The sequence below is a fragment of the Bacillus sp. 196mf genome (genome assembly GCF_003217275.1).
GTDB classification, from domain to species: Bacteria; Bacillota; Bacilli; order Bacillales; family Bacillaceae_G; genus Bacillus_A; species Bacillus_A thuringiensis_S.
On record NZ_QJTG01000001.1, the window covers coordinates 241815 to 265783 of the forward strand.

A 23969-nucleotide genomic window follows, 5' to 3' on the forward strand; every position below is an offset into this window, starting at 1 on the left:
AGGTGTAGTCATGCGAAATGAGGAAATTATGATAGATTTAGCAGATCCTGTGTTTACAAAAACAATTCGTTCGAGACAAAATGATAAGAATGGATTGAAGCTTACTGTGTACGTAAGAGAAAAAGGTCAGAATGTAGATTTAACAGGATATGTAGTTAAATATGAAGCGATTAATCAAATCGGTCAGTTCGTTCGAGATGATGCCCAAATTGTTGATGCAAAGAATGGCGTCTTTTCCTACACATTGTCCTCGCAAGCTGTTTCCACATCGGATGATTGGACGGCTTATTTTGTTATGGAAAAAAGTAATGAGCGAATGAGTACACCAGACATTCGAATTGTCTTAAGAAGAGATGTAAAAGAAGGTAATATCAAAATAGAAAACTACATTTCAGAGTTTGATAAAGCTCTCGAAATGGTAGCAGGACATCAAAAGCAAATCGATGAAGCTAATAAACGTATTAATGAATTAACAGCAGCAGTTACAGGGCAAAAATATCAATTGTGGAAGGTTACGGACGACGATGGAACTTCTATTGATTTGGTTGTGGGTACAGATTTAAATACAATCGTAAAATCTGGTTCTTATGTCGGAAATCAACTTAAAAATACGCCTGACAATTCTATTTATACATGGTTTGTTTCTGTAGAGACGGCAACAAGTGTAGCACTTGTTCAAAAAGCTACGTTATTAGGTAACTGGAATGAAACCTATATTCGAGTGAATAACAGTGGTAAGTGGTCTGATTGGTCTCGATTAGGATTAGCGTCGGAAATTGTCCCTAAGACTGGAGGAACCTTCATAGGAAAAGTCACATTTAATGGTGGCCTTAAACAAGCAACAGATACAGATTGGATTCAGATGTCAATCAACACAGCAAATGCGTCCAATGTTGAAGGAAGACAAGTTACTAGAGCGAAACGAAATGGTGACCAAGTTTCTGTTATAGGCTCTTTAAAGAATGTAAAAGAAGGACAAGTTGTATTCAATGTTCCAGTTGCAATGCGACCAGCCCAACAAATAACAGATGTTGTGATTATCGCCGGCCCACCGTATTCTATCTGTGAATTCAACATAGAAACTGGCGGGAATGTAAGAATATACAACATCACTACTGATAAAATTATTCATTTTTCAATTAACTATTTAGTGTAAAGAAGGAGCCGAGAATCACTTTTTTTGACAAAATAGGGCTTTTAATAAATTCAATTCATAGATCAAGAGGAGCGATTTCGCTTCTCTTTTATTTTTGAGGAGATGATTAGTGTGAAACGAATAGTAGACCAAGCAATTTATGAAAAGCATGTTAGCCAAGAAAACAAAAACCTAGTCAAAGATTTTCTAATCGAAAAGAAAGCACAAGGAAAAGCGGCAAGCACTTTACAGCAATACAATTGGGATTTGCGAATTATTTTGTTTCTAATACATCAACACTTTGAAAATAAAAATCTGGTTGAATTAACACGTAAAGACATTCGAAACTTATCTATTATTTTTCAAGAGATGGGAATGTCTAATGCACGTGTAAATGGATTGATGAGCGCTTTACGTTCAACACTTGAGTTTTGTGCAGATGATGATGACTATGATTATGAATTTAATGTAGGTTCACGGGTACGTGGTTTACCTAAGAACCCGATTAGAGAAATTACATTTATTACTGAGGATCAGATTAATTGGTTAATCGATGAGTTACTTGAGCAAGAAAAATATATGTTAGCGACGTACTTGGCGCTTTCTTATTACAGTGCAGCTAGAAAGAATGAGGTTTACCAGGTTCAAAAAGAGGGACTGACAGAACAATATTATACAAATGTGGTCCGAGGGAAACGTGGTAAGAAGTTTAGATTATATTACAATCACCGAGTGCAGAAATGCATTCGTTTATATATAAATCAGAGAGGTAAGGATACTATTCCAGATTTGTTTGTGCGTGTTTATAAGAATGGTGAGAGAAAAAGATTGAACAAGAGTGTATTTAATTATTGGTGCGACATATTTGCTAAGATGCTGAACAAAAAGGAAGGGAAGGAATTTAAAATGAATCCTCACTGTTTCCGCCATAGCAGATTAGATAATTTAAAAGTTCAAGGAGTACCGCTTGAAAAATTAAAATCACTCGCTAATCATTCTGATATTTCCACAACTGAATCTTATTTGAAAGATAGAAGTGAGGAAGATATTGCAGAAATATTTGGAATGGACCCAAGTTATTTTGCAGCTTAAAAAGGAGAGGAAAAGATGGATCGTATTGATGTATTACTGAAAGCATTTATAGCTACGTTTGGTGGCTTCTGTGGGTATTTCTTGGGAGGATGGGATGCAACATTGAAAATCTTAGTGACGATGGCAGTTATTGATTATTTAACTGGCATGATTGCAGCAGGATATAACGGAGAATTAAAAAGTAAAGTTGGTTTCAAAGGCATCGCCAAAAAGGTGGTGCTTTTTCTTTTGGTCGGAGCGGCCGCTCAACTAGATTCAGCACTGGGAAGTAACAGTGCTATTCGTGAAGCGACTATTTTCTTCTTCATGGGCAATGAGTTGCTTTCACTTTTAGAAAACGCTGGTCGTATGGGAATCCCCTTACCTTCAGCATTAACAAATGCAGTTGAAATTTTAGGTGGCAAACAAAAACAAGAAGAGAAAAAGGGAGATGTTCAATAATGGAAATCAGAAAAAAATTAGTTGACCCAAGTAAATATGGTACAAAGTGTCCGTATACAATGAATCCAGAATTCATTACTGTACACAATACTTATAACGATGCTACGGCAGAAAACGAAGTAGCTTATATGATTCGTAATGACAACCAAGTTTCGTTTCATATTGCGGTAGATGATAAGGAAGCTGTACAAGGAATTCCTTTAGAGCGTAACGCTTGGCATTGTGGTGATGGTGGTGGAAATGGCAATAGAAAGTCTATCGGAGTTGAGATTTGCTATTCTTTAAACGGTGGAGATCGATATTATAAAGCAGAAGATAATGCAGCTATCGTTGTAGCTGGGCTCATGAAACAGTACAATATTCCAATTAGTAAAGTTCGCACACACCAATCATGGAGTGGAAAGTACTGTCCTCATCGTATGTTAGCAGAAGGACGTTGGAATAGTTTTATTGAAAGAGTCCAAAATGCATATAACGGTGGAGGTAGTCCAGTAATGCCAACTCCTATTCAACCTTCAAACGATGGTACAAAAGTTGCTTACATTAATGGCGATAACGTGAATTTACGAAAAGGACCTGGAACTGGATATGCAGTTATTCGTAAGTTAGGTAAAGGAGAATGCTACCAAGTATGGGGTGAGTCAAATGGGTGGTTAAACTTTGGTGGCGATCAGTGGGTATATAATGATTCATCATATATTCGTTATACAGGAGAAAATACACCAGCACCTTCTAAACCTTCAAATGATGGCATTGGGGTAGTGACTATTGCAGCTGATGTATTACGTGTTCGTACTGGTCCAGGAACTAACTATGGTGTTGTGAAAAATGTGTATCAAGGCGAAAAATATCAAACGTGGGGATATAGAGATGGTTGGTATAATGTTGGTGGGGATCAATGGGTTTCAGGTGAATATGTGAGATTTGAAAGGTAAAACATATTAATGTGTATGTGAAGTAAGGGGGGAAACTAAAAGAGGCTCCTCTTGTCTATATAAGGAGACCTCTTCTAGGGATGTCAGTAATTTGTAAAGCTTATTGTATTATATGCAATATTTGTAACGTATTATAACTTAGAAAACAAAATAGGAAGATGAAAACGGAGCACTCTGCTTTCCAACAAAAGAATAGTTTGATTAAATTTGAAAATAAAAACCAGGGCGCTCTTGAGGAGTGCTCTGGTTACATAGGATGCTTATTATAAAAGAGGAACGTGTTAATTTTATTTTATGTAGTAACATGCTGGAATATGAGAAAAAGACACTCTCCTTGTTGAAAGTGTCTTTTCCTTTGGGGATTCTCCGATGACATTCTTAATATATGCATGGGAAAATATTATATAACTGAAAAATAATAAGACACCTTCCCCAGTCGAAGATGTCTTATTCATGTTGTAGGTTCTTTAGATGTCAATTCTAGAGTATGCAGTTTACATATATTTTATACCATAATAAGTTATAAGCCCTACTTGCTTCATTATTACGAATCTGTAAACCTCTCCCGTGTATCTTGCTAAACACAACTAAGAATGTCATAAAAGTTGTTGGCAATAGCCCGATCTGTCACAACGTGTTGGGTTGTATAAACCAAGTTTTTTACACGGATAATCATTTTACATCTTCTTTTTTATCTCGTCAAGTTATTTAGAATAACGAGAGTTGTTCACCTTCTATTTGTTGGACGTCTATTTGCCATCGGTATAGGTTACCCATTCTTTTTTTAAATTCATTTTCCATCCCCCGCCGCGCATCTTCACTCGTAGGTGCGTAAATTTCAAGACATTCTTTTGTGTGCTGGTGCCCATTTGGAGATAATAAACGATAAACTACTCGATATTTGTTCATTCTTCATCACCTTGGTTGTTTTTGTAAACAGGTAAACACGCTAAGTGATAGTGCAGTTCAATATTAATTAGATATGAACAAGGAGTTTGTGTAGATAAAAATTTAATGCATTGTTAGAGATAAGGTTATTTTTAAGTACTAATTTGAGTGTATGCATCGTGACTAAAGATAGAACGTGTAGAATTAAAGGAAAAAAACACCTCATCATGAAGTGTTTTTTCTTGTGCTTTAATAGGAAAAGATAACAATACCATCGTTCTTGTAAGACACCAAAAGGGAACTACAGAGATGCGCTCTCAATAAGAGTATATAACAGCGCATAGAGTAGAGCAAGTATTACTACGATATTCCCCCACAATTCGCAGTTTTCATTGTATTAACCACCTTTATTTTTTATGAATATACTCTTTTTTAGTTATTCGTGAGAGAACCTTCTGTTATTACATCCTCATAATGGTTTTATAAAAAGCCTCTGTTTGTTCTTTTCCGTGATCTAATAAAGTTAAATACTCATCAAAAAAATCGAAGATTACAGAAACTTGATGATCTCGTAATTTCATATGATTGACAACGTACATCGTACCTTGAGCAGCAAGTTCATCCGTATAAGTCTTTTTTTTGCACATCCATTCTTTCCACATTGTTAATGCACGTTCGATACATTGCTTATCTGCTGCGAAACGTTCGTATTGCGATTTCGTTAACATATGTAGCCACTCTCCTCATTCTTCTAACATTTCCTCATAGGTACTCTTGTAAAAATCAAATAGTCCCTGATTATTTAATTCTTGAACAATATGATGTATTACCTTAGTTGACACCGGTTGTGAAAATCCAGCAGCAATGGCTGAAAACTCTATTCTCTCAGAATAGTAACAAATATATGCCAGGTCATATTCTTTGAGTTTACGCATCTGTTTTCCTTTCATAACTATTTTTTTCATTTTGGTTGCACTATTGTGTTAATTACGTCGAACAAGTTGGTGCAGGGCAAAAATGGGCGTTTTTTTTATTGCTATGATATTTAAAATTTACTTTTAGATAATGCCTTTAGTATTATTGGGCTAACTATTTTACTTAATAAACGGAAGCCCCTGAATATAGACCGAACCACCTTCATACAATCGCCCTCCTAAGATCAAAAAAATTATATCAATTATTAGAATGTTTTTTATTCAAGAAATAAAAAAGTGCTAACACGTTTGCAAACATACTTGCTAACACGTAGACGAAATAGACATAATACATCGCTGATATGCCATTCATAAAATAAGATTATCCAAGTAGATAATGCTAACTCGGAATACTTATAACCACAAGTCTGATACTATGAGTATCATTATACGAAAATAAAAGAGAGTTGTGGGAGACAATAAAACAGAATTTCTATGTATGATAATTATCGTACGCAGAAAGAATCGCGTGATAATACGGAGGTTATAATGCGAAAATTATTATATTTTATAGCATGTAGTAGTGTTATACTTTTTACCTCACCGAGTGTGTCAATAGCTCAATATGATGCACCTCTTATGGAAGATGCACTTTATTCTGTTTTATTTCCAAAAATAAATAAAGCAATTGAAAAACAATATGGAAGTTTGAAACCGTATCAATGTCCTAAAATTATTAGTTTAAAAAAAGTGTATAGCGGTACATATTTATTTCAAGCAAGTATTGAAGTGACAAAGTATGAACGTGTTGCTGGGAAAATTGCTCCCCCATTTGAGAAGGTAACGATTACATTTAATAACGAAGAAGGCGAATGGGAAGTGACAAAGATTTCAGTAAAGCGCTTACCAAATGATACAAAATTAAACTGTAAAAAAACAATATAAAAAATTGTTTGACAAATAAAATGGTCCTTTGGTATTGTTAATAGCAACAATTAGATGTTTGAAAATTAAATAGACTTACCTCATCTACTCTCAAAGGTAGAGGCCGCGATAGGAAAGAGTAAGCTATGGGAGATTTCATGGAATCTGTGATCATAGGCTGAAAGGGACTATTGCCGAAATATAAGAATAACCATCTTATTCATATATTGGGACTACATTGAATAAATGTAGTACTGTCATAAGATTTATTTTATGGAGAGCTATTTGGAGATGTTGATGCGGTTTCTTATTTTGAGGAGATAACAACTCGTTTATTTTTTCAATATATATTTTTCCTAATAAGAAACGCGTGTGAACATTGTTCCGCGCGTTTTTTGTCTATCTAAAAGCGTGCTGCAATGAATAGAAGATTGGGGTTATGAGTTTTAGAGGAAATAAGGGAGGAATTTAAATGTATTTACACGGCACAAGCCGAATTAATGGGCAAGGACACTTAGAAATTGGAGGGTGCGATACGACGCAGCTAGCAAAGCAATACGGAACACCACTTTATGTATACGATGAAGAGTCTATTCGAGGAAAATGCCGAGCATTTCATCGTGCTTTTAAAGAAAGTGGTTTCTCTTATCAAGTAGCATATGCAAGCAAGGCGTTCTTGTGCATGGAGATGTGCCGAGTAGCTCGTGAAGAGAATATGTCATTAGACGTTGTTTCTGGAGGAGAATTATATACTGCGCTCCAAGCAGGATTTCCAGCATCACGTATTCATTTTCATGGAAATAATAAAACAGAAGAAGAGATAGTGATGGCTCTTCAGGCGAATATCGGTTGTTTTGTCGTAGATAATTTCTTTGAATTAGAAGTTTTACACGATTTAGCGATGCAACATGGAAAGTTTGTGAACATATTAATTCGTGTAACGCCTGGAGTAGAGGCGCACACACATGAATATATTACAACAGGCCAAGATGATTCGAAATTTGGATTTGGCGTTTCAAACGGTCAAGCGATGCAGGCAATTGGATTTGCTTTACAAAAATCTAATTATAATGTGCTAGGGATTCATTCACATATCGGATCGCAAATATTTGAAACAGCTGGCTTTGTTCGAGCGATTGAAGTTCTTCGCCAATTTTTAGAAGAAGTGAGAGAGCAAACAAACTATGTAGTAAAAGTGTTAAATGTAGGCGGGGGATTTGGAATACGCTACACAGAGTCGGATACACCGTTAACTCTTGAGACATATGTGCGAGCTGTAACAAGTGCAGTGAGAGAACAATTTACTGTATGTGAATATCCATTGCCAGAAATATGGATTGAACCAGGCCGTAGCATTGTAGGTGATGCTGGGACAACAATTTATACAGTTGGATCTGTGAAAGATATTCCTGGTATTCGGAAATATGTATCAGTCGATGGTGGAATGACAGATAATTTAAGACCTGCTTTATATAGTGCGCGTTATGAAGCAATGTTAGCGAATCGAGGGAATGATGAGAATGAGGAACTCGTTTCGATTGCGGGGAAATGTTGTGAGAGCGGAGATATGTTGATTTGGGATATTCATTTACCGAAAGTCGCTTCTGCTGATTTACTAGCAGTTTCCTGTACAGGAGCCTACGGGTACTCGATGGCGAATAATTACAATCGGATTCGAAGACCAGCCGTTGTCTTTGCAAAAGGCGGAACATCGCAAGTAGTTGTGGAACGCGAAACATATGAAAATATTATTGGGAACGATCGCATACGTATTAAAGAGCTTGTTTAAATAGAAAAAGGAGTTGTTCGGATGGGCAATTCCTTTTTTGTAAAATAAAATAATTAAAATATATCGGAAAACTAGGATTGAAAAAAATCAGAATTGTGATAAAATACAAATACAAAGCTTATCAAGAGAAGCGGAGGGAACTGGCCCGAAGAAGCTCGGCAACCTGCTTATAGAAAGCAAGGTGCTAAATCCAGCAAAATGGAATCCATTTTGAAAGATAAGGTAAAATATATTACCGAACAGTCTTTTCGAAATGGGAAAGATTTTTTTTATGAATAAAAAGGGGGGCTGTTCGCGTGGGTGTACGGGAACATTTTGATGAAGTATCCGAGAAGATTGAAGCGATGCTTGCTGATATGAAATATGGCTCAATTACAATTGTTGTGCAAGATGGAAAAGTAATTCAGTTAGAGAAAAGTGAAAAAGTACGTTTAAAGTGAAAAGCGCTGACTAGAAAAACTAGAGGCGGTTTTAACCTATTTTCATTAGGTTAAAACCGTCTTTTTGCTTTTACAGGGGGAAAAAACATGTTGACGTATGAAATGTGGGAAGAAAATGTTGTTTCGTTTTCGGAAGAAGATGAAACAAAAGGCGCGTTATCAGTATTAAATTGGGCTTATGAAGAGTATAAAGATGAAATCGTCTACGCATGTAGCTTTGGGGTGGAAGGTATGGTATTGCTGCACCTTATAAACCAAGTAAATCCATCTGCTAAAGTTGTATTTTTGGATACAAATGTTCATTTTCAAGAAACATATGAATTAATTCAAAGAGTGAGGGAACGATTTCCTTCATTGAATATTATAGAAAAGCAGCCAGAACTTACACTTGATGAACAGGCGAAGTTGCATGGTGAAAAACTGTGGGAGAGCAATCCGAATCTTTGTTGTAAGATTAGAAAAATTTTACCTTTAGAAAAATCATTAGTCGTGGAAAAAGCATGGATATCGGGCTTAAGAAGGGAACAATCAGAAACACGTAAGCATACAAAGTTTATAAATCAAGATCATCGTTTTCAATCTATTAAAGTTTGTCCACTCATTCATTGGACGTGGAAAGAAGTTTGGCGATATGTATACAAACATAGCTTGCCGTATAACCCGTTGCATGATGTTGGCTATCCAAGTATTGGGTGTGAGAAATGTACTTTACCTGTAGGGAATGGTGGCGATTCAAGAGATGGTAGATGGGCTGGGAAAGTGAAAACCGAATGTGGTCTTCATTATCAATAAGATGAATCTTGAAATAAAGCTAAGAGGGGATATAGAAAATGAGCACAGTAAACGAATTAGTAAACCGTATAGATGAGACATATGATATATCACAAATTGAAAAAGAAATTAAATTAGACAACATTGCTTTAAGTGATTTAGAACTATTGGCGACAGGTGGATATAGCCCGCTTACTGGTTTTTTGGGGAAGGAAGATTATGATTCAGTCGTAGAAACGCTTCGTTTAGCAAATGGTAGTGTGTGGAGTATACCAATTACATTACCGGTAACAGAAGAAGTCGCAGAAAGCCTGAAGACCGGAGAGGAAGTAAAGCTTGTCAACAATGGAAATATATATGGTGCTATTCAAATAGAAGATATTTTCGTACCAGATAAAGAAAAAGAAGCGTTACTTGTATATAAAACAACGGATGAGGCTCATCCAGGAGTGAAAAAATTATATGAACGACCAAACGTTTACGTTGGAGGAACTATTATTCTAACAAAACGCTTTGAAAATAATCAATTTCCTTCTTATCATTTAGACCCAATTGAAACGAGAGAAGAATTTAAAAAACGTGGGTGGAAAACAGTAGTCGGATTTCAAACGAGAAACCCGGTACATCGTGCCCATGAGTATATTCAAAAATCTGCTCTTGAAATTGTAGATGGTCTCTTTTTAAATCCACTCGTTGGAGAAACGAAATCGGATGATATTCCTGCTGATGTAAGAATGGAAAGCTATGAAGTACTCCTTCAAAACTATTATCCGAAAAATCGTGTCTTTTTAAGTGTATTTCCTGCTGCAATGCGTTACGCAGGACCAAGAGAAGCGATATTTCATGCGTTAGTAAGAAAGAATTTTGGATGTACCCACTTTATTGTAGGACGTGATCATGCCGGAGTAGGAGATTATTACGGAACATACGAAGCGCAAGAAATCTTCACGGATTTTACGATAGAAGAGTTAGGCATTACACCACTATTCTTTGAACATAGTTTTTACTGCACGAAATGTGAAGCGATGGCTTCAACAAAAACATGTCCGCACGGAAAAGAAGATCATGTTATTTTATCAGGTACGAAAGTAAGAGAATTATTAAGAAACGGTGAGATTCCGCCAAGTACATTTAGTCGTAAGGAAGTAGTAGAAGTGCTAATTAAAGGTTTAAAAAAAGAAGTAGTAACAGAATAGGGAGAGAACGAGATGGATACGAATATTACTTGGCATACAGCTTCGGTTTCAAAAGATGAGAGAAGAGTGAAGAATGGACATCACAGTTTTGTAATTTGGTTTACTGGTTTATCAGCTTCGGGTAAATCTACAGTAGCGAATGCGGTCGCTCGTAAACTGTTTGAAAAGAATATTGGAAATTATGTGCTGGATGGGGATAACATTCGCCACGGTTTAAATAAAGACTTAGGATTTTCTGAAAGTGATCGCATGGAAAATATAAGACGTATTGGCGAAGTGGCAAAGTTATTTGTAGATCAAGGAACAGTTGTCCTTACAGCATTTATTTCACCATTTCGAGTAGACCGCAAACAGGTAAGAGATTTATTAGCGGCAGATGAATTTATTGAAATTTTTGTGAAGTGTCCGATTGAAGAGTGTGAGAAACGTGATCCGAAAGGGCTTTATAAAAAGGCAAGAAAAGGTGATATTAAGGATTTCACAGGTATTGATTCGCCTTATGAAGAGCCAGAGCAAGCAGAATTAATTGTAGAAACGCACAAATATTCTATTGAAGAATGTGCAGAACAAATCGTGCAGTACTTACAAGAGCGTAGTTTTATCCCGCTATTTGCCGGGAAGTAAAATTCCTACCTCAAAGTTCGGTTGGGGCAAGGAAGTTAGGTGGGGGTCGGGCTGCCCGTAAATACCCGATTGGTTAAGGCTAATAATCAGCGTGGGATGAACAAAACTCTACTGATTAAAGTTTCACTTTATATAGGGGGATTTAAAAATGAGTTATGAAAAAGTATGGGCTAACAATGAAAAACTAAATCAAACGGAGAAAAATAAATTAGAAAAAGATGGCTTAGAAATTTTTAATGATATTCCTTACTATGCGGAAAATGGATTTGAATCTATTCCGAAAGAAGAGTGGGATGCTTTTAAATGGGCGGGATTGTATTTACAACGTCCAAAAGAAGCTGGTTATTTTATGATGCGGGTAAATATTCCGTCAGGGATTATTACAAATGCGCAGGCAGAAGTACTTGCTTCTATCGCTGAGGATTATGGACGTGATGTAATAGATATTACTACGAGACAGGCGATTCAGTTTCACTGGTTAGAAATTCAGCAAATACCAGATATTTTTAAAAGATTAGCAAGAGTTGGATTATCTTCAGCGGGGGCTTGTGGTGATATAACGCGGAATATTACAGGTAATCCGCTTGCTGGAATTGATGCAAATGAACTATTTGATACGACACATATTGTGAAAGAGGTATATGACTATTTCCAACATAATGAAGAGTTTTCTAATTTGCCACGTAAATTTAAAATGTCTATTAGTTCTAATATTTATAACTCAGCAAACGCAGAGATTAACTGTGTTGCATTTACACCTGCTACGAAAGAAATAGATGGTGAGAAAAAAGTTGGTTTTCATATAAAAGTAGGCGGAGGATTATCAGCCCGTCCATATTTAGCTGATGAATTAGATGTGTTCGTTTTACCAGAAGAAGTGAAGGCAGTGGCAATTGCGATTGCTACTATATTCCGTGATTTTGGATATCGTGAGAAACGTCATTTAGCTCGTTTGAAATTTCTTGTTGCGGACTGGGGAGCAGAGAAATTTAAAGAGAAACTAATAGAGTATACAGGGCCTTTACAAAGTAAAGGGGAAAGTGCACTCAAAGGATGGAATGCAGGCTATTTTTATGGTGTTCAAGACCAAAAACAAGAGGGATTAAAATATGTAGGTTTTAATGTACCGGTAGGTCGTTTACATGCAGAAGAAATGTTTGAGATTGCAAGAATCGCAAAGCAATATGGAAATGGACAAATTCGTACATGTAATTCACAAAATTTCATTATTCCGAACGTTCCTCCGGAAAATGTAAAAGGATTACTTAGTGAACCGTTGTTTGAAGCGATATCTGCAAGCCCAAAATCATTTATTGGTCATGCGGTTTCATGTACCGGTATTGAATATTGTAATCTTGCACTAGTAGAAACGAAAGAAAGATTACGAAAAATTGCAGAATACTTAGATACACAAATTGCACTCGATGTTCCAGTTCGAATTCATATGGTAGGCTGCCCGAATTCATGTGGTCAACGTCAAATTGCTGACATTGGGTTACAAGGGGTGAAAATGAAAACGAAGGAAAAGGGAATTGTTGAAGCATTTGAGATATATGTAGGTGGAACGTTGTTAGATGGCGGTGCCTACAATCAAAAGTTAAAAGGAAAAATAGATGGCGAGGATTTACCTGATGTACTCGCATCATTTATAAGTTATTTCAAAGAGAATAAATTACCAGCCGAAACATTTTATGATTTTGTAGGTCGTGTTGGTGTAGACACATTACAAATAGCGTTAAATAATGTGTTAGAAGAAGTCATAGCGTCTTAGGGGGGACAATATGGATTTATATCGATTTGAAGCTGTATTAGTGAGTGATATTGTTCCGATTGTTGTTGTTGCTCAAAGTGAAGAACAGGCATTTAAGCTTGCGGAGATTGAGCTTGAAAAACATTTTTTACCGTTGCCAGAGGTAAAAGAGATTTCTTTGTTTGAAAAAAAGAAGATTCGAAAAGGTGCAGCATTTGTTATTCATGAGTAGAGATTAGTAATACGAAAAAATAAAAACTTCCATTCTTATATACGAATGGAAGTTTCATTTTAATAGTAGAAATGAGGAGAGATGATGGGGAAGGTTTATATTGTTGGAGCGGGTCCTGGCGATCCAGATTTAATTACTGTTAAAGGGTTGAAATGTATTGAGAAGGCAGATGTTATTTTATACGATCGCCTTGTGAATAAAGAGCTGCTTTCACACGCAAAGCCTGACGCGGATTTAATTTATTGCGGGAAACTCCCGAATTATCACACGATGAAGCAAGAAACAATTAATACATTTCTTATTAAGTATGCGAAAAAAGGGAAAGTTGTAACGAGGCTTAAGGGCGGCGATCCATTTGTATTTGGTAGAGGGGGAGAAGAAGCGGAAGCATTAGCAAAGCAAGGTGTACCATTTGAAATCGTCCCAGGTATTTCGTCTGGAATAGCTGCACCTGCTTATGCTGGTATTCCAGTGACGCACCGTGATGCAAGTGCAAGTTTTGCTATTGTGACTGGGCATAGGAAAGAAGGTGCTGAAGAAGAAGTGAAATGGGAAAGTTTAGCGAAAGGTGTAGAGACTTTAGCGATATATATGGGGGTTAGTAATTTGCCCTACATATGTGAGCAACTTATGAAGCATGGAAAAGATAAAAGTACGCCAGCTGCTATTATTGAGCAGGGGACGACGTCTATGCAACGTACAGTTGTTGGGACATTAGGAACAATTGTAGATGTTGCGAAAAAAGAGCAAATTCAAAATCCGAGCATGATTGTAATTGGAGAAGTTGTCCGTTTTAGAGAAAAAATCCATTGGTTTGAGAAGCAAACGGAAAATGCTTATCAAGTAAGTGGAGTGTTGTAAAATGAAAGCCGTCTTATATATATGTCATGGAAGTCGTTTGAAGACAGCGAAAGAAGAGGCGATTCAATTTATTACATCGTGTATGAGTCGTATAGAAGCGAATATTCAAGAAGTTTGTTTTTTAGAGTTAGCGAATCCTTCTATTGAAGATGGTTTTCGTACATGTGTGAAGCGTGGGGCCACGGAGATTATTGCCATCCCTGTTTTTTTATTAGCGGCAGGTCATGTGAAGAAAGATATTCCATTTGAATTGGTAAAGCTCAAGAATCAATATCCGAATGTTAAAGTGACTTATGGTAATCCGTTTGGTGTATCAGAAACACTGATCAAATCAGTATATAACGGAAGTGGTATTGAAAAGGAAGGGAAGGCTGAAGTGACCCTTCTGCTCGTTGCAAGAGGAAGTAGTGATCCTGAAGTATTACAAGATATAAAATGGATCGCCTCTTTATTTCAAGCTGAGGAGAAAATTAAAAAAGTTGAGGTTTGTTATTTAGCGGCTGCGGAGCCGAAATTTGAGAGGAAATTGAAGGAAGTTGTAGAACGGGAAGTGGAGAACATCGTTGTGCTACCTTATTTGTTATTTACAGGTTTACTTATGAAACATATTGAGAAAGAAGTGCGCCAATATGCATTGGAAGAGATAAAAATCAGTCCATATTTAGGGAAGAATGAAGCGTTACAAGATATGTTAATTCAGAAAACGACGGAGTTATTGAAAGGAGATCAGTATGTATCCACTTACAGTGCGAGTTAATGAGAAACGCGTTGTTGTTATTGGTGGGGGAAAAGTTGCAGGATTTAAAATTATTCCTTTACTCAAACAAGGTGCGGATATAGTTGTGATCAGTCCAGAATTAGATGCGAATTTAGTAAAACTTGTGGAAGAAAAGAAAATTCGTTGGTATCAAAGAGAATATGAAAAAAGTGATATTAAAAATGCTTTTTTAGTTGTTGCAGCGAGTAGTGATTCAATATTAAATGAACAAGTTGCTGAAGATGCCGCAGAGAATCAATTAGTAAATGTTATTACAAATCCGGAAAGTGGTAATGTTCACTTTCCAGCAGCGATTCATCGTGGTTTGCTTAATATAGCAGTTTCTACTGGGGGAGCGAGCCCAAAGCTCGCAAAAAAAATTCGAGATGAGATTGCAAATAAATATGATGAGACATATGAATCGTATTTAGATTTTTTATATGAAGTAAGGGTGAAGTTAAAAGATTTACAGTTAGAAAAGAGAGAACGAAATATATTACTCCAAGAAGTGTTGAAATCAGTATATGTGCAAAACGAGAGAGAAAGAGAAAGTTTTTTGCGAGAATTAGAGGGAAAGATTTTAAAATAATAAAAGATAAAGTGCGCTTTACAAATATAAAAATATAATTTATAATCACAAGTAACTTCAATAGATGAAATCGATGAGCAAGAAGAGTACGTATATTTGATGCGTTCAGAGAGCTGGGGTTAGGTGGGAGCCCGGTACGATAAATTATACAGAATGGGCTTGCGAGAGGTATGTTGAACATTGTAGTAGGCAACCCGGGTTCCGCCGTTAAAAGGATAGAGTATCGGAATTATTCCTGTACTTGAACAAGTGGGATTTATCAATCCAATTGAGGTGGTACCACGGTATTTACATTACATATATCGTCCTCTACATGCATATTTGCGTGTAGGGGACTTTTTTATTTTCTAAAGGAGGTGTGCGAGTATGAAATGAAAGTGTATAATTAACAAAAGTTTAAATATTCAGAAAAGGAGAATTTATGATGAAAGAAACACAGCAATGGACGTCGAAAATAGGCTTTGTACTCGCAGCAGCCGGAGCCGCAGTAGGTCTTGGTGCGATATGGAAATTTCCATATGTTGCAGGTAATGGCGGGGGAGGCGCATTCTTCCTTGTATTTTTACTGCTAACTTTATTTATAGGTATGCCTCTTCTAATAGCGGAGTTTGTTATTGGACGTAGCACGCAAAAAGAGGCGGTTACAGCTTATAAAGTACTAGTGCCAAATAGCAAATTATATCCTTGGATTGGTCGTATGGGAGTTGTTACTTGTTTTAGTGTACTATCTTTTTATAGTGTTGTAGGTGGATGGATTTTACTTTATTTATATTATAGTGTGACAGGAAGTTTCTGGAATGGAGTAGCTGATTATGGACAATTGTTCGGTGAAACGATTTCAAATCCGTTAAGTGCGATTGGAGCGCAATTTATCTTTATGCTTTGTACGATTTTTGTTGTAAGTAAAGGTGTAGAGAAAGGTATAGAAAAGGCAAGTAAGTACATGATGCCGCTATTATTTATTTTATTTATTGCGATTATTGTTCGTGCGTTAACACTCGATGGTGCTTTTGCTGGAGTAGAGTTCTTCTTAAAACCAGATTTTTCAAAGCTTACAGCAGATACAATTTTATATGCGATGGGACAATCTTTCTTCTCGCTAACTGTAGGTGCCTCGGTAATGGTAACGTATAGTTCGTATTTAAAGAAAGAGGAACATTTAGCGAAATCGGCAACATCTATTGTAAGTTTAACTGTTTTTGTTACAGTACTTGCAGGATTAGCAATTTTCCCAGCGATTTTCGCATTAGGAGTTAAACCGACTGAAGGACCGGGATTACTGTTTATCGTCCTTCCAGCAGTATTTGCAAAAATACCATTTGGTCAATTTTTCTTTATTATGTTTTTAATTTTATTCTTCTTTGCGACTTTAACATCAGCAATTTCAATGCTTGAAATTGTAGTAGCATCTGTTGCGAAAGGTAATGAGAAGAAGCGTCCGTCAGCATCATTATTAATTGGTATTCTTATTTTTGCAGTCGGTATTCCATCAGCGTTATCATTTGGGATTATGAGTGACGTGAAAATATTTGGGAAAACATTCTTTGATTTAGTCGACTTTTCGGTAAGTAACGTATTGCTGCCGTTAGGAGTACTAGCTATTTCATTATTTGTACCAAATAAAATGAGTAAAGAGTTGTTGATGAAAGAATTAGAAGTGACGGAAACGAAGGGGAAAACGTTATTTAACATTTGGTTCTTCTTACTTCGTTATGTCATTCCGATAACTGTAATAATTGTATTTTTAAATGTGATAGGTGTATTTAAAATGTTTGCATAAAAAAAGGCGGGGATCTCCCGTCTTTTTTTATGTTGTTGAATGTAATAGACGATTATACGCTTTATAGGCTGTGGTGACTGCGAGGAATGAACCGATTAAAAATAAAACTGATCCGCCAAATGTAAATATCCGGCCGATAAATGTCGCTCTAGCTTCTTCTATTTTTTGTTGTAATTGCGTATTCATATTGATCACCTCGTAAACTATAGGCATTTAGTTATAGTCTATGTAGAATGCCTATATTGTGTGAAGTGTAAATAAAAAACCTCGGTAGGTACCGAGGTTTTTTATAATCCGATATAAGGAGATGGGTCGACTGCGTTTGTCTTGCCGACATTCCATTCTCCAAGATGAAGTTCGAAGTGTAAATGTTGTCCGTATGATTGGCCCGTGTTCCCCATAAATCCAAGCTGATCGCCTTGTTTTACAGTTTGTCCATTCGATACAGAACGGCTATTCATATGAGCATATACTGTCGTATATGTTTTTCCGTTTATACGGTGAGATAAATACACTACGTTTCCGTAACTAGATGATAATTCTGAGCGAATAACAACGCCATCTGCAGCAGCGATAATTGGAACCGTTCCCGAAGCGGCGATGTCAATTCCTTTATGGTTATCTAAAGAACGTACACCAAATCCGGAAGTTTTTGATCCAGCTGCTGGTTTGATAAAGCCACTGATGTTTGTATCATGTGGTGTTGGAGCTGCTTGAGTTGCTTGAGCAGATTTAGTAGCTTGTTGTTTGCGAGCCTCTTCTGCCTGGCGAGCTTCTTCCGCTTTACGAGCTTCTTCGGCCCGTTTTTCTTCTTCAATTGCTTTTTGCACAGCTTGACGTTGATTTTCTAAAATGCCTTTAGATTCTTCTAATCCTTCAATCTCTGAATCTACTTTTGCGACTTTCGTATGTAGATCGTTAATAAGAGTCTGTTGCTGCTGTTGGTTATTTTGTAATTCTTGTTGTTTTTGTTCTAGTTTTTGCTCAGATTCTTTCAGTTGTTGTTCTTTTTTCTCAACAGCTTCTTTTTCTGTAGTTACAGCATTTTGATCAGATGTTTGTTTTTTTACAATATCTGTATCGTTGTTTAATATTAAACTTACGGAGTACATATTATCAACAAGATCAGCAATGTTTGTAGAGTTTGTTAATACTTCTGTAATGATATTTGTACGCGGTTTTTCTTGCATAGATTGTAATCGTTGTTTAATAACTTCCTGACGTGTATCTATGTTTGTTTGTAATTGTTCTATATGTTTCTTTTTGTCAGTAATTACTTGTTGTGTTTTGCTAATTTCTTTTTTTGTATCGTTTAATTCAGCCTCGTTTTTATTAATAGAAGTAGTTAATTCATCGATTTTCTTCTGTAATTCTTGAATTTCTTTTTCTATTTGTTCTTTCTCGACTGATTTATTTTGTAAGTCACTTTGTTTGCCTTCTAATTCAGATTGAATGTTAGATAATTTATCTTGATTTGTTTCAGCGTATACGGGTGAAAGTAACGGGGAAGCAAAAATCGTTCCTGCTGCTAAAACACTAAACGCTGCAAATTTCTTTTTCATAGTTGTCTGACTCCTTTCCCTATGAATGTTATATATCATAAGAAGAAGAGTGTCTATCGTTGTAATCATAATGTAAAGAAAACTTTATAAAATTGCTAAGTTTTGTCGGAATTTATCATTTTTCAACTTTAATTGTCATAGTACTTACATTTTATTTATGGCTGTAATAAAGGTATATTTTGGGATTTATATGTAAAATACAGGAGGAAAGTAATAGTTTTTATGGGGTGAAATAGTACTTAGAAAGCTAATAAAATACTAGTAAGGAATCGTTCTCATGTGAGGTTTTCTAACATGGGTTTATTTTTTGTCAAGAAAATTATTTGCATTCGGGGAAAGTTATTTTGTTGTCAGATTTTAAATTTTGATTTATGATTTTTAACAGGGACAAAATGTAGTGAATTGTCGAATAATATGTAATACTCTTAATTTCTTAGTTTTATAGAGATAGAATGAGAGATAGAGTGACACATCGAAGAGGGGGTTACAACAAATATGAAAAGAATAGGACTTGCATGGCAAATATTAATAGGGCTTGCGCTTGGTATTGCGGTTGGGGCGATTTTCTTTGATAATCCAGCTGTTGTGAAGTACTTACAACCAATTGGTGATATTTTCATCCGATTAATTAAAATGATCGTTGTACCGATTGTTGTAGCAAGTATTGTTGTTGGGGTTGCTGGTGTTGGCGATGTTAAAAAACTAGGTCGACTAGGCGGAAAAACAATTATTTACTTTGAAATTATTACAACAATTGCAATTATTGTTGGTCTATTAATAGCGAATATTTTCCAACCAGGAAAAGGCGTAAATATGGAGCAGTTAACAAAGACAGATATTTCGAAATATACACATACGACAGAGCAAGTACAAAGTCATTCATTTGCAGATACGTTTGTAAATATTGTTCCAACGAACATTATGAAGTCATTGGCTGACGGAGATATGCTTGCTATTATCTTCTTCTCTGTACTATTTGGTTTAGGTGTAGCAGCAATTGGTGAAAGAGGAAGACCAGTTCTTCAATTTTTCCAAGGTGTAGCTGACGCAATGTTTTATGTAACAAACCAAGTTATGAAATTTGCACCATTTGGTGTGTTTGCATTAATTGGTGTTACAGTTTCTACATTTGGTCTTGCTTCATTAATTCCATTAGGGAAATTGCTAATTGTCGTATATGGGGCAATGATCTTCTTCGTCGTAGTTGTCTTAGGACTTACAGCGAAAATATTTGGAATTAACATTTTCCAATTCTTTAAGATTTTAAAAGACGAGCTGATCTTAGCGTATTCTACAGCAAGCTCAGAAACAGTTTTACCAAAAATCATGGAGAAAATGGAGAAATTCGGTTGTCCGAAAGCAATTACATCTTTCGTTATTCCGACAGGTTATTCATTTAACTTAGATGGATCAACTTTATATCAAGCAATTGCGGCTATTTTCTTGGCGCAAATGTACGGTATTGATTTATCTATTACACAACAAATTACATTATTACTTGTATTAATGGTTACATCAAAAGGTATCGCAGGTGTACCGGGCGTATCATTCGTTGTATTATTAGCGACACTTGGTACAGTAGGTATTCCACCTGAAGGTTTAGCGTTCATTGCTGGTATTGACCGTATTTTAGATATGGCTCGTACAGCAGTTAACGTTGTAGGAAACTCTTTAGCAGCTGTAGTTATGTCTAAGTGGGAAGGTCAATATGACGCTGAAAAAGGACAAGCTTATTTAAAAGAGATTTCTGAAAAGGGTCAAGCTGCTTAATTATAATATGAACAAGCTCTCACATAATATGTGGGAGCTTTTCTGTATATAGAAGAGGAGTATACATAATGAAACGTAAATATGGTGACGGTTCTTCGTGGAAAAGACTAATAGAAAAGAGTTATAGGCTTAAGCAAGTGGAAGAGGGAATGCTCGGAATACTGGATATAAAAAAGGTGAGAGAGCCTAGTTGTAAAGAATATGATGGTAAAGAAATTTGTATTGCAAGTGATGGGTATACGTGGGTTCAATATTTCATTAATGGAAAGAACTTTGCGATTACAGTTATGTTAGATGATAGGCACAATTTAGTGCAATATTATATTGATGTGACGAAAGAATATGAAATAGACGATCGTGGTTTACCGTATTTTGATGATTTATATTTAGATGTAGTATTATTACCTAGCGGTAAGGTGTATGTATTAGATGAAGAGGAGCTAGAGGATGCTTATAAAAGTGGCGATGTCACGAAGGAAGAGTATGAGTTAGCTTGGTACACTACGAAATGGATATTAGCAGCAATAAAAAATAGTGAATTTTATTGGATTTCAATATTGGAAGAAGAAATCGAAAAGTTAAAATGATTATTGTATTCAAATTTTTGTATAATTACCAAAAAAATCTATACAAAAAATAATTGACTTTTGTTTGGTAAGCGAGTAAAGTTAGGGAAGAAATTATTATTAAAAAATAAATATGAAACCTTCTTATAAAGAGAGGCGGAGGGACTGGCCCTACGATGCCTCGGCAGCGGACTCGATTTCAGAGTGCTGTGCCAAATCCAGCAAGCATGTGCTTGAAAGATGAGAAGAGCGTTTCTTATAGATGTATAAGACCTCTTCTCACCGGAAGAGGTCTTTTGTTATTCATTAGAAAAAGGTTGAAACTAGGGAGAGATGGTACTTTGAAAGAAACGAGAGGAAATGGTTTAGCTTTATTACCACTTGGGATATTTTTGGCGCTATTTATTGGTTCTGGAATTATTACAGGTGATTTCTATAAATTGCCGATACTTGTAGCGATTTCAATTGCTGTAGGAGTCGCTTTAGTGATGAATCGTAAAGAAAGTTTTAATGTGAAGGTAGAGCGGTTCGCTAAAGGTGCAGGAAATCCGGATATTATGATTATGGTATTAATTTTTGTGCTTGCAGGTGCATTTTCTGAAACTGCTAAAGGAATGGGTGGAGTAGACTCAACTGTTAATTTAGCGTTAACTATTTTACCGCCAGGATTTATCGTAGCTGGAATCTTTGTTATTGGTGCATTTATTTCATTAGCAATGGGAACTTCAATGGGAACAATTGCAGCATTAGCGCCGATTGCTGTAGGTATTAGTGGTCAAACTGATATCTCAATTGCGCTTGCGATGGCTACTGTTGTTGGGGGAGCGATGTTTGGTGATAATTTATCATTTATTTCAGATACAACAATCGCAGCTGTTCGTTCACAAGGAACAGAAATGAAAGATAAGTTTAAAACGAATTTTTTAATTGTATTACCAGCGGCTATTATTACAATTGTACTATTAGTAATAGTTACTTCAGGAAGTGACACGCAAATTAAAGCACATAGCTTTGATTGGATAAAGATTTTACCGTACGCAGGAGTACTTATTACAGCGCTACTTGGCTGGAATGTACTTATTGTATTAACTGGTGGAACTGTATTATCTGGTGTTATCGGTCTTATAGATGGAAGTTACACGTTAGAAAGTTTCTTTAAAAGTGTAACGACTGGAATGGGCGGTATGATGGAGTTAGTATTACTTGCTATATTAATTGGCGGTATGGTTGAATTAATCCAATATAATGGTGGTATTCAATATTTAATGAATGTATTAACACGTAATATTCGTTCGAAAAAAGGTGCAGAATTTGGTATTGCTGGTTTAGTAAGTATGACTAATATGTGTACAGCGAATAATACGATTTCGATTATCTTTACAGGCCCGCTTGCAAAAAATATTGCAGATCAATATGAAATAGACCCTCGTAAATCAGCGAGTGTATTAGATCTTTTCTCATGTTGTGTACAAGGATTAATTCCGTACGGTGCCCAAATGTTAACGGCAGCAGGATTTGCAGCGTTATCTCCGGTTGAATTGTTGCCATATGCATTTTATCCAATCTTAGTTGGAGTATGTGGGATTGTTTCTATTTTAATTGGATTTCCAAGATTTTCGAAAGTAGCTGAGAAAAAAGAGTATCATAAAACAGCTTAATTTAATATGAATGTTAGTAATTAAAAAAACGTGCAGAGAATAAACTCTGCACGTTTTTTTGCGTAAAGGGCTGAATATGACTCGGTCTTAAGTCTGAGTTAAAAACGGTTCTTAAGCTCGTTATGGAAAGATGAAAAAATAGTTAAGATAAGAGTATCAAATCGAAGGGAGGCAAGCACAAGATGAAACAATTTCTAGCGTTTATCGCAGCCGGTATTTTGGCTTTAATTGCTCTTGGTAGTCTTGCTGGTATTGTAGGATTCGCAATCGGAGCAGGAGTTGTATATTGGAGCTATAAATCATTTGTGCGAGCTAAGTCATTTTTTGGAAAGTTAGCTTGGGGTATTGTTGGTTTAATCGGTTTATCCATTGCGCTTTCTCATTCACCAGCATTAATCGGTATCGCTGCTTTAGTGGTTTTATACTACGGATACCGTGAGTGGAAAAAAGAAAAAGATGTAGTTGTTGAATCTGCTCCAGAAAGTTCTAAACCATATAGCAACTTTGAAGATGAGTGGAACAAATTAATGAAAAACTAAAACAATAAATCAAATTATAAATAAAGTAGAAGAGAGGAAGATTTATAATGAAACAATCTTTATTCGGACGTGTACGCGATGCAATTTTAGCTGATTTTCATAACGTGTTAGATGAGAAGGAAAGAAAAAATCCAATTGCGATGTTAAACCAATATTTACGTGATAGTGAGCGTGAAATAACAAAAATTGAGAAGTTAATTGAACGTCATAAAACATTAAAATCTAACTTTGCTCGTGAGCTTGAGCAAGCACGTTATTTCGTTAACAAAAGATCAAAGCAAGCTATCATTGCTCAAGAAGCAGGCGAATTACAATTGCACGAACGTGCGTTAGAAGAGGTAGCTTATTATGAAGGGCAAGTAACTCGATTAGAAGAAATGTATGCAGGTGTTGTAGAGCAAATTGATGAGTTAGAGCGTCGTCTTTCTGAAATGAAAAATAAATTAAAAGAAATGCACGCAAAGCGTATGGAACTAATGGCACGTGAAAATATGGCACATGCAAATCGTCGTATGAATACTGCGATGCATAAAATGGATGAAAATAATCCGTTCTTACGATTTGAAGAAATTGAAGATCACATTCGTGACTTAGAAACTCGTATGAATGAAGAACATGAGCGTGACACATTTGATATGAAAATTGCAAAACTTGAGCGTGAAATGAAAGAAAAGAATGATGTATCGTTAACGAAAGAGTTAACAAAATAATAGTAGTATATTATAAAACAGGCTTATGATATAGTGATAGGAGAAA

26 protein-coding genes, 3 riboswitches and 1 other annotated feature are annotated in these 23969 nt (G+C 35.9%); of the genes, 21 read left to right on the forward strand and 5 right to left on the reverse strand.

Annotated features, from left to right (window positions below):
* Positions 1–10 precede the first annotated feature (10 nt).
* The 4 genes from ATL10_RS01420 to ATL10_RS01435 all read left to right on the forward strand — a co-directional run bounded on the left by ATL10_RS01420 (position 11) and on the right by ATL10_RS01435 (position 3603).
* A complete protein-coding gene (locus ATL10_RS01420; protein ID WP_110496322.1) occupies positions 11–1156 on the forward strand; it encodes a BppU family phage baseplate upper protein in 1146 nt (381 codons plus the stop codon).
* A 111-nt stretch (positions 1157–1267) separates the two neighbouring features.
* The gene (locus tag ATL10_RS01425) at positions 1268–2227 is read left to right on the forward strand and encodes a tyrosine-type recombinase/integrase (RefSeq protein ID WP_142669922.1); all 960 of its coding nucleotides are present in this window, start codon (positions 1268–1270) and stop codon (positions 2225–2227) included.
* 15 nt (positions 2228–2242) lie between these two features.
* Positions 2243–2668 carry a phage holin family protein gene (locus tag ATL10_RS01430; protein WP_000373869.1) on the forward strand — a complete coding sequence of 142 codons (426 nt, stop codon included), beginning with the start codon at positions 2243–2245 and terminating at the stop codon, positions 2666–2668.
* Positions 2668–3603: an N-acetylmuramoyl-L-alanine amidase gene (locus tag ATL10_RS01435; protein WP_110496327.1), complete on the forward strand. Its 936-nt coding sequence runs from the start codon at positions 2668–2670 to the stop codon at positions 3601–3603. Before ATL10_RS01430 ends, ATL10_RS01435 begins: the two co-directional genes overlap by 1 nt.
* A 708-nt stretch (positions 3604–4311) precedes the next feature.
* Here the strand turns inward: ATL10_RS01435 and ATL10_RS01440 are convergent.
* The 3 genes from ATL10_RS01440 to ATL10_RS01450 all read right to left on the reverse strand — a co-directional run bounded on the left by ATL10_RS01440 (position 4312) and on the right by ATL10_RS01450 (position 5426).
* Positions 4312–4512 carry a hypothetical protein gene (locus ATL10_RS01440; RefSeq protein WP_110496329.1) on the reverse strand — a complete coding sequence of 67 codons (201 nt, stop codon included), beginning with the start codon at positions 4510–4512 and terminating at the stop codon, positions 4312–4314.
* A gap of 440 nt (positions 4513–4952) precedes the next feature.
* Positions 4953–5219, reverse strand: coding sequence for a hypothetical protein (locus tag ATL10_RS01445; protein ID WP_110496331.1), 267 nt, complete (start codon positions 5217–5219; stop codon positions 4953–4955).
* Positions 5220–5234: 15 nt separating this feature from the next.
* On the reverse strand, positions 5235–5426 hold the full coding sequence (locus tag ATL10_RS01450) for a hypothetical protein (RefSeq protein ID WP_031310119.1): 192 nt from the start codon (positions 5424–5426) through the stop codon (positions 5235–5237).
* Positions 5427–5954: 528 nt separating this feature from the next.
* On the opposite strand from ATL10_RS01450, the gene ATL10_RS01455 reads away from it, so the two are divergent.
* The 12 genes from ATL10_RS01455 (at position 5955) to ATL10_RS01515 (ending at position 17118) form a co-directional block, all read left to right on the forward strand.
* The gene (locus ATL10_RS01455; protein ID WP_001228820.1) at positions 5955–6350 is read left to right on the forward strand and encodes a DUF3888 domain-containing protein; all 396 of its coding nucleotides are present in this window, start codon (positions 5955–5957) and stop codon (positions 6348–6350) included.
* A gap of 89 nt (positions 6351–6439) precedes the next feature.
* Positions 6440–6621, forward strand: a riboswitch (Lysine riboswitch).
* A gap of 180 nt (positions 6622–6801) precedes the next feature.
* Entirely contained in the window at positions 6802–8118 is a 1317-nt protein-coding gene (gene lysA, locus ATL10_RS01460) for a diaminopimelate decarboxylase (protein ID WP_000280643.1), read from the forward strand.
* Positions 8119–8233: 115 nt separating this feature from the next.
* Positions 8234–8342, forward strand: a riboswitch (SAM riboswitch).
* 72 nt (positions 8343–8414) lie between these two features.
* Entirely contained in the window at positions 8415–8558 is a 144-nt protein-coding gene (locus ATL10_RS01465; RefSeq protein ID WP_000538896.1) for a YezD family protein, read from the forward strand.
* An 87-nt stretch (positions 8559–8645) separates the two neighbouring features.
* On the forward strand, positions 8646–9350 hold the full coding sequence (locus ATL10_RS01470; protein ID WP_110496333.1) for a phosphoadenylyl-sulfate reductase: 705 nt from the start codon (positions 8646–8648) through the stop codon (positions 9348–9350).
* 38 nt (positions 9351–9388) lie between these two features.
* A complete protein-coding gene (gene sat / locus ATL10_RS01475) occupies positions 9389–10525 on the forward strand; it encodes a sulfate adenylyltransferase (RefSeq protein ID WP_097924960.1) in 1137 nt (378 codons plus the stop codon).
* Between the two features lie 12 nt (positions 10526–10537).
* Positions 10538–11149 (forward strand): adenylyl-sulfate kinase, encoded by a 612-nt coding sequence (cysC, locus tag ATL10_RS01480; RefSeq protein WP_000380507.1) that lies wholly within the window; start codon positions 10538–10540, stop codon positions 11147–11149.
* 148 nt (positions 11150–11297) lie between these two features.
* Positions 11298–12920: a nitrite/sulfite reductase gene (locus tag ATL10_RS01485; RefSeq protein WP_000119611.1), complete on the forward strand. Its 1623-nt coding sequence runs from the start codon at positions 11298–11300 to the stop codon at positions 12918–12920.
* A gap of 10 nt (positions 12921–12930) precedes the next feature.
* Complete coding sequence (locus ATL10_RS01490) at positions 12931–13131, forward strand: DUF3906 family protein (RefSeq protein ID WP_000366918.1); 201 nt, start codon at positions 12931–12933, stop codon at positions 13129–13131.
* An 84-nt stretch (positions 13132–13215) separates the two neighbouring features.
* On the forward strand, positions 13216–13992 hold the full coding sequence (gene cobA / locus ATL10_RS01495) for a uroporphyrinogen-III C-methyltransferase (RefSeq protein ID WP_000521256.1): 777 nt from the start codon (positions 13216–13218) through the stop codon (positions 13990–13992).
* Between the two features lies 1 nt (position 13993).
* Positions 13994–14749: a sirohydrochlorin chelatase gene (locus ATL10_RS01500; protein WP_000648881.1), complete on the forward strand. Its 756-nt coding sequence runs from the start codon at positions 13994–13996 to the stop codon at positions 14747–14749.
* Positions 14724–15338: an NAD(P)-binding protein gene (locus ATL10_RS01505; RefSeq protein ID WP_071714670.1), complete on the forward strand. Its 615-nt coding sequence runs from the start codon at positions 14724–14726 to the stop codon at positions 15336–15338. Before ATL10_RS01500 ends, ATL10_RS01505 begins: the two co-directional genes overlap by 26 nt.
* Positions 15339–15402: 64 nt before the next feature.
* Positions 15403–15651, forward strand: a binding site (T-box leader).
* Between the two features lie 111 nt (positions 15652–15762).
* A complete protein-coding gene (locus tag ATL10_RS01515; protein WP_000665433.1) occupies positions 15763–17118 on the forward strand; it encodes a sodium-dependent transporter in 1356 nt (451 codons plus the stop codon).
* Between the two features lie 27 nt (positions 17119–17145).
* Here ATL10_RS01515 and ATL10_RS31070 read toward each other — a convergent pair whose 3' ends face one another.
* Positions 17146–17304, reverse strand: coding sequence for a hypothetical protein (locus tag ATL10_RS31070; protein WP_001095997.1), 159 nt, complete (start codon positions 17302–17304; stop codon positions 17146–17148).
* Positions 17305–17405: 101 nt separating this feature from the next.
* Positions 17406–18680, reverse strand: a complete 1275-nt coding sequence (locus ATL10_RS01520; protein WP_110496335.1) for a murein hydrolase activator EnvC family protein — start codon at positions 18678–18680, stop codon at positions 17406–17408.
* Between the two features lie 495 nt (positions 18681–19175).
* On the opposite strand from ATL10_RS01520, the gene gltP reads away from it, so the two are divergent.
* From gltP to ATL10_RS01545, 5 genes are all read left to right on the forward strand, one after another.
* Positions 19176–20450 (forward strand): glutamate/aspartate:proton symporter GltP, encoded by a 1275-nt coding sequence (gene gltP, locus ATL10_RS01525; RefSeq protein ID WP_000821126.1) that lies wholly within the window; start codon positions 19176–19178, stop codon positions 20448–20450.
* A gap of 68 nt (positions 20451–20518) precedes the next feature.
* Positions 20519–21037, forward strand: coding sequence for a ribonuclease FAU-1 family protein (locus tag ATL10_RS01530; protein ID WP_063546925.1), 519 nt, complete (start codon positions 20519–20521; stop codon positions 21035–21037).
* Between the two features lie 120 nt (positions 21038–21157).
* Positions 21158–21263: riboswitch (SAM riboswitch) on the forward strand.
* 94 nt (positions 21264–21357) lie between these two features.
* Complete coding sequence (locus tag ATL10_RS01535; protein WP_000665496.1) at positions 21358–22674, forward strand: Na+/H+ antiporter NhaC family protein; 1317 nt, start codon at positions 21358–21360, stop codon at positions 22672–22674.
* Positions 22675–22856: 182 nt separating this feature from the next.
* Positions 22857–23213, forward strand: coding sequence for a lmo0954 family membrane protein (locus ATL10_RS01540; RefSeq protein WP_000808640.1), 357 nt, complete (start codon positions 22857–22859; stop codon positions 23211–23213).
* Between the two features lie 47 nt (positions 23214–23260).
* Complete coding sequence (locus tag ATL10_RS01545; protein WP_000814127.1) at positions 23261–23923, forward strand: PspA/IM30 family protein; 663 nt, start codon at positions 23261–23263, stop codon at positions 23921–23923.
* Positions 23924–23969: the final 46 nt, after the last annotated feature.